The sequence below is a fragment of the Hydrocoleum sp. CS-953 genome (assembly GCF_002260545.1).
Lineage (GTDB): Bacteria > Cyanobacteriota > Cyanobacteriia > Cyanobacteriales > Microcoleaceae > Trichodesmium.
The window spans coordinates 1-5,904 of record NZ_LGSU01000997.1 but is presented as its reverse complement, the minus strand read 5'-3'; the positions used below and the strand labels follow the sequence as shown (position 1 = coordinate 5,904).

5 protein-coding genes are annotated in these 5,904 nt (G+C 43.6%); all 5 read left to right on the top strand.

What is annotated here, in order from left to right; genetic code table 11:
* Nucleotides 1-178: 178 nt before the first annotated feature.
* The 5 genes from AFK68_RS14240 to AFK68_RS14220 all read left to right on the top strand — a co-directional run bounded on the left by AFK68_RS14240 (nucleotide 179) and on the right by AFK68_RS14220 (nucleotide 5,581).
* Nucleotides 179-1,543: a V-type ATP synthase subunit B gene (locus AFK68_RS14240; protein WP_094673374.1), complete on the top strand. Its 1,365-nt coding sequence runs from the start codon at nucleotides 179-181 to the stop codon at nucleotides 1,541-1,543.
* Between the two features lie 24 nt (nucleotides 1,544-1,567).
* Nucleotides 1,568-2,383, top strand: a complete 816-nt coding sequence (gene ppk2, locus AFK68_RS14235) for a polyphosphate kinase 2 (protein ID WP_094673373.1) — start codon at nucleotides 1,568-1,570, stop codon at nucleotides 2,381-2,383.
* A gap of 377 nt (nucleotides 2,384-2,760) precedes the next feature.
* On the top strand, nucleotides 2,761-3,363 hold the full coding sequence (locus tag AFK68_RS14230) for a V-type ATP synthase subunit D (RefSeq protein WP_094673372.1): 603 nt from the start codon (nucleotides 2,761-2,763) through the stop codon (nucleotides 3,361-3,363).
* The gene (locus AFK68_RS14225; RefSeq protein WP_094673371.1) at nucleotides 3,360-5,132 is read left to right on the top strand and encodes a V-type ATP synthase subunit I; all 1,773 of its coding nucleotides are present in this window, start codon (nucleotides 3,360-3,362) and stop codon (nucleotides 5,130-5,132) included. Before AFK68_RS14230 ends, AFK68_RS14225 begins: the two co-directional genes overlap by 4 nt.
* The gene (locus AFK68_RS14220; RefSeq protein ID WP_094673370.1) at nucleotides 5,132-5,581 is read left to right on the top strand and encodes an ATP synthase subunit C; all 450 of its coding nucleotides are present in this window, start codon (nucleotides 5,132-5,134) and stop codon (nucleotides 5,579-5,581) included. The genes AFK68_RS14225 and AFK68_RS14220 overlap by 1 nt, the downstream gene beginning before the upstream one ends.
* The last annotated feature ends 323 nt before the right edge of the window (nucleotides 5,582-5,904 follow it).

Below are 5,904 nucleotides of genomic sequence, written 5' to 3'. Positions count from 1 at the left end.
CAGTGATCTGAATTCTGACTTCTTTTTTGCCAAAGTAATATCTATTTTATTTTAATTTATATTCTTATTTTCAAATATTAAAAATTGATACAATTGGTCAGTAAATTTTCTCATACTACTACTTGAGGAATTAATATAAAGACAGGTTAGACTTTCATTAATTGAAAGAAATCATCTCATGCTACAAGCACTTGTTCGTTATTCCAAAATTTTGGAGATTATCGGCGACATTATCCGCGTTCAAGTTCCTGATACTGCCCACCAGCAAGAGAATAGCCCACGCTTCGGGGACTTGGCCGTAGTAGAGAATAGTGATGGGAGCCTCTCTTTAGCTCAAGTTATTAACCTTAAAGAAGATACTGTTGCTCTCCAGGTGTTTAAAGGTACTAAAGGGATTTCAACCGATTCATCCGTAAGTTTTCTGGGTCATCCGATGAAAGTAACCTATTCAGAGAATATTCTAGGAAGGGTGTTTCGAGGAACCGGAGAACCTATAGACGGTGGGCCAGAATTGTCACAAGATCCCAAAGTTACCATTGGTGGGCCATCAGTTAATCCCATGCGGCGCATCTTGGCCTCAAAGATGATCCGCACCAATGTTCCCATGATCGATATTTTTAACTGTCTGGTGGAAAGCCAAAAGATCCCTATTTTCTCGGTTTCAGGGGAACCCTTTAACCCCTTTCTAGCTCGTATTGGGGTTCAAGCTGATGCAGATATTGTGGTTTTTGGGGGGCTAGGGTTAATTTTCGATGACTATTATTTCTTTCGTCAAGCCTTTGAAGATGCAGGGGTGTTTTCGCGGACGGTGATGTTTGTTAATCTGGCTTCCGATCCGATCGTGGAACGGATGTTGATTCCAGACATGGCATTAGCAGTGGCAGAACACTTTGCCGTAGAAGAAGGTAAGCGGGTTTTAGTCCTACTGTCAGATATGACGGCCTTTGCTGATGCCCTCAAAGAAATTAGTATTTCCATGGATCAAGTACCTGCTAACCGAGGTTATCCAGGAGATTTATATTCCCAACTAGCTCGACGCTATGAAAAAGCAGCCGACTACGCCCAAGGGGGATCGGTGACTGTGCTTACCGTGACCACCATGCCAGGAGATGATGTGACTCACCCTGTTCCTGATAACACAGGTTACATTACTGAGGGACAATTCTACTTGCATGATGGTAAACTTGACCCTTTTGGTTCCCTGTCCCGACTAAAACAAAATGTGATTGGGAAAGTAACTCGTGAAGATCATGGTCAAATTATGAATACTATGATTCGCTTTTACTCTGGTGCTACGGATGCCGAACAAAAACAGGCCATGGCTTTTGATTTATCTGAATATGATCATAAGTTATTAAAATTTGGTGAATTGTTCCAAACAAGATTTATGGATATTAATGTTTCTCTGGCCTTGGAACAAGCACTCGATCTGGCTTGGCAGACCTTATCAGAGTGTTTTGAACCCCAGGAATTATTGATGAAACAGGCACTCATCAATAAATATTTTCCCAAAAAACTAGAGTCTAAAAGTGTAGCCAAATAGTCTGTCCCATGGAGAAATAATTCCATGAAAAAAGAACACAAAAATTCTTCAGACAAGCATCCAAAACTGTCGAACAAAGAATACGAAACTGAATTAACTAAGCTTCATGGCGAACTGGTTAAATTACAATACTGGGTGCAAGAAAAAGGACTAAGAATTATCGTTGTATTTGAAGGGCGAGATGCAGCCGGAAAAGGCGGTATCATCAAGCGACTAACGGAACGGGTTAGCTCCCGGGTATTCCGCGTTATTGCTTTACCAACTCCTTCAGAACGGGAAAAAACCCAATTGTATTTCCAACGCTATATTCAACATTTCCCGGCGGCTGGAGAAATTGTAATTTTTGACCGCAGTTGGTATAATCGTGCTGGAGTAGAGCGAGTGATGGGCTTTTGTACAAAGCAACAATATGTGCGCTTTCTGCAATATACACCTGCTTTTGAAAATGCCCTTGTAGACTCAGGAATTCAACTGATTAAGTATTGGTTAGATACCAGTATGGAAGAGCAAGAACAGCGTTTTAAAGACCGTATTGATGATCCGCGTAAAATCTGGAAGTTAAGCCCGATGGATCTAGAATCATACCGACGTTGGTATGATTATTCCGAGGCAAGGGATGATATGTTTCTTGCCACTGATACCGATCATGCACCCTGGTATATTGTTCCAGCAGATGACAAAAAACGCGCCCGTCTTAATTGTATCTCCCATTTCCTCAGTTTGATTTCTTATGAAGACGTAACCCCAAAAAAAGTCAAACTAGGAGAGCGGAATATGGACAACAAGTATGATGATCGGCTTTCTTCTCAAGAAAGGCATTTCATCCCGCAGAAATACTAATTTTCGGCGTTGCTGAATAAATGTATAATTTCACAGGAGTCAGAAAGGAGTTTTTCGGTAACTTAGTTTAGGAAGAAATAGGTATAATTTCTACTCTTGTTTGGGCTTGAAATTTACCAAAAAAAGAGGTTCAAAGCCTCACCTTTTAAGGGGATGAAAAGATAAAACTTCATGACTTAAAACCTCTGGGTTTCCTAGGTCATGCTGCGCAAACAGCCAGATGTTACTAATAACTGATGTACTGACACTTCGCGTTTGCGGAGCATTCCGGAACGGAAAGTGTCACTACTAACTGATAACTGAAATGACCACCAGTTGAATTTCATACCTCAAATCACCAACGCCTAATTTTCTTACCTAATGAGGATTGAGCTGAAATGGCTAGACTCTCCTTAACCAAAGCATCTCTGACTAAACAGAAACAAAAACTCAAGACCTTTGAGAATGTTTTACCTTCCCTAGACCTCAAACGTCGCCAAATTAGTGCCGAACGAGCCAAAGCTAGGGAAAAAATTGCCCAAACTCAACAGCAACTAGAGGAACTACAATCAGCGATCGCCAAGGAGTTACCCATGATCTCTAATGATTCAATCAATCTCAAAGGTCTGGTGAAAGTTACGGGAGTCGATCTGGCACAAGAAAATGTCATGGGAACTTGGCTACCAAAAATTAACCAAATTAAAATAGAGGTAGATGATTATGCACTTCTGGGCAAACCATTTTGGGTCGATCGTTTGGTTGAATTATTGCGAGTTGCCCTAGAAGCGGAAATCGAACTACAGGTAGGACAGCAGCGAGTCAAGTTACTCCATCAAGCGGAACGAGTAATTACCCAAAGGTTTAATCTGTTTGACAAAGTTCTCATTCCTCAGACCAAGGCTAATATTAAAAAAATTCAGATATATTTAGCCGATGCGGAACGAGCAGGTGTTGTTAACTCCAAGTTAGCTAAACGAAAGAAGGAGAAGCAAGCAGGATGAGTATTATCACCTTAAACAAAGTTACGGTTTTTGGGTTAGGAATTGACAAGCCCAAGGTACTCGAAGGCTTGCAGACATTAGGCTGTATGCACCTCATTCCTCTGCAACCGCCACCCAAAGAAACGGAATTTGGGTCAAGCGATCGCTATGAAGATGCTCAAAAAGCCCTACAGTATATTATGGATGTCCCACGACGGCGACACCAAGTGCGGGATGAGGCACAGTTCGATCTTGATCAGTTCTTAGTAGAGGTACAGGTTAATAAGCAAAACCAGAGAGAGGCAGAAGACAAACACCTTTTCCTCACTAATCGACTCAAAAACCTGGAACCTTGGGGCAACTTCACCTTACCAGACTTAGATGAGTTGAGTGGCTACCAACTTTGGTTTTACCAAGTGCCCCACACAAAAGCTAAACATATTCGGGAGATTGAACTTCCCTGGCAGATAGTAGGAGAGGATCATCTCAATGTCTATCTGGTGATCATCGCCAAAGAAGAACCACCCTCAAATGTTCTACCTGTCCCCCGCACTCGCGCTGGTTCAGTTTCTCCAGAGGAACTACAACGCCAGTTAGAACAGGTGGAAATTGAGCTAGATGAAATTCGGGCAGAGCAAGAAGCCCTGAGTCGCTGGATATTTTTGCTGTCTAAAAATTTAGTTCGTGCCGAAGATCAGGCAGTTCTACAAGAGGCGAGCGGGCAAACGAAAGAAGAGGACGGCTTCTTCTTAGTTCAGGGTTGGATGCCCAAGCGAAACTTAAAGCAACTAGAACTGTTTTCCGAGCGGGAGGGACTAGCATTCCTGGCCGAACCTCCTCAACCAGACGAAACACCACCAACGCTGATGGAAAATCCACCCACCTTGAAAGGAGGAGAAGCCCTAGTTACCTTTTATGAGACTCCCGGTTATCGGACTTGGGACCCCTCAACTATTGTTTTCTTCTCCTTTGCCCTGTTTTTTGCCATGATTCTGGCTGATGCAGGTTATGCACTGTTGTTGTGGGTAGGGCTGATCTATTTCTGGAAGGGGATGGGACAAAGTGCTAGTGGCAGAAGCACTCGCATCTATGCTGTAGTGATTCTAACTGCGTCAGTCATTTATGGAGTGATGGTCGGGAGTTATTTTGGTGTTGCACCTGCGAAGGGGTCGTTGTTAGCTCCCCTAAATGTGTTGAATCTCCAAAACTTTGATGGGATGATGCAGCTTTCAATCGCCATTGGCTGTCTGCATTTGGCTTTTGCCAACGCTGTTGTTGCTTATCGTGCCATCGGGTTTCCGGATAAAGCCAAGCCGATCGGCTGGATTTCAGTTATCTTCGGTGGCTTTACTTGGGTAATATTGGGCTGGCAGAACTTGGCTATTGGTCTGTTGGCAGGTGGGTTCTTTGTGGTCTTTTTGGGTGCTATTCTCGGTAGTAGCCAAAAATTTCCCTTGCGACTGGTCGATGGATTCGGTGCATTGACGGAAATTACCAAGCTCTTCGGGGATGTCTTGAGTTATCTGCGACTTTTTGCTCTGGGACTTGCCAGTGGTTCTCTCGCAGTTACCTTCAATACCTTGGCACAACAGGTAATGGAGGGGATGCCGATGCTAGGGCTATTGGTCGGTCTGCTGATTCTATTGCTCGGTCATTCTATAAATTTAGGTATGGCTATCTTAGCCTGTTTTGTTCATGGTGTACGTCTGAATGTGATTGAGTTTTTTAACTGGGGTCTTTCAGAGGAAGGATACCCATTTCATGCCTTTACAAAAAAGGAGCATAGCTAATGGATGAATTTGTAATTCTGTTGGGATGGTTCGGGTTATACTCTGCCGTTGGCTTAGGAGCGATCGGCAGTGCCATCGGTTGTACCATTGCAGGACAGGCAGCTATTGGTGCGATGATAGAACTCAAGGGTGGCTATGGTCGCTTTGTGGGACTTTCGGCTTTGCCTTCTTCCATGTCCATTTATGGGATTGTGGTTATGTTTGCCCTCAATCGCCCTACGATCGCACCGGAAGCTGCTGGCGGTCTATTTGGCATTGGACTGGGAGCGGGTTTAGCGTTTCTCTTTACCGCTGTTTACCAAGGTCTGGCCTGTGCCTCGGCGATCGCTGCAGCTAAAGACAAACCGGAAATCTTTGGTCTGGCTCTGGCCCCCGCTGCCATTGTGGAGGGCTTTGCTGTCTTTGCCCTTGTGTTTGCATTGGTACTAGGTCAGGGAATACCGCAGTAATACTGTTTCACGGAAGTCGTAGGGGCTAATGGTCATTCGCCCGTACAAAAGTTATGCATTAATATTTTTTGGGGTGCAAAACTTTGACACTACAGTAATTTCAGGAAATTATTTCACATAAAGTATCAGATAAGTAGCGTAGCCTAAGTTGATAAAATTGGTATAGAAGCCCTAAGCGTATCTTTACAAAGGTGAGGGTTTTTGGCTCTTGAGTTAGGAATCTGAATTGCTGAATTGCTGAATTGGCGGAGATGGAGAAATAGATATAGAGGAAAAAGGTAGAATCTAAGCCCCTACTCCCCTACTCCCCTACTCCCCTACTC

Excerpts from the sequence above, each read along its gene's own strand:
- ppk2 (WP_094673373.1), top strand. The coding sequence starts at position 1,568 with ATGAAAAAAGAACACAAAAATTCTTCAGACAAGCATCCAAAACTGTCG.
- AFK68_RS14225 (WP_094673371.1), top strand. The coding sequence starts at position 3,360 with ATGAGTATTATCACCTTAAACAAAGTTACGGTTTTTGGGTTAGGAATT.
- AFK68_RS14240 (WP_094673374.1), top strand. The coding sequence starts at position 179 with ATGCTACAAGCACTTGTTCGTTATTCCAAAATTTTGGAGATTATCGGC.
- AFK68_RS14220 (WP_094673370.1), top strand. The coding sequence starts at position 5,132 with ATGGATGAATTTGTAATTCTGTTGGGATGGTTCGGGTTATACTCTGCC.
- AFK68_RS14230 (WP_094673372.1), top strand. The coding sequence starts at position 2,761 with ATGGCTAGACTCTCCTTAACCAAAGCATCTCTGACTAAACAGAAACAA.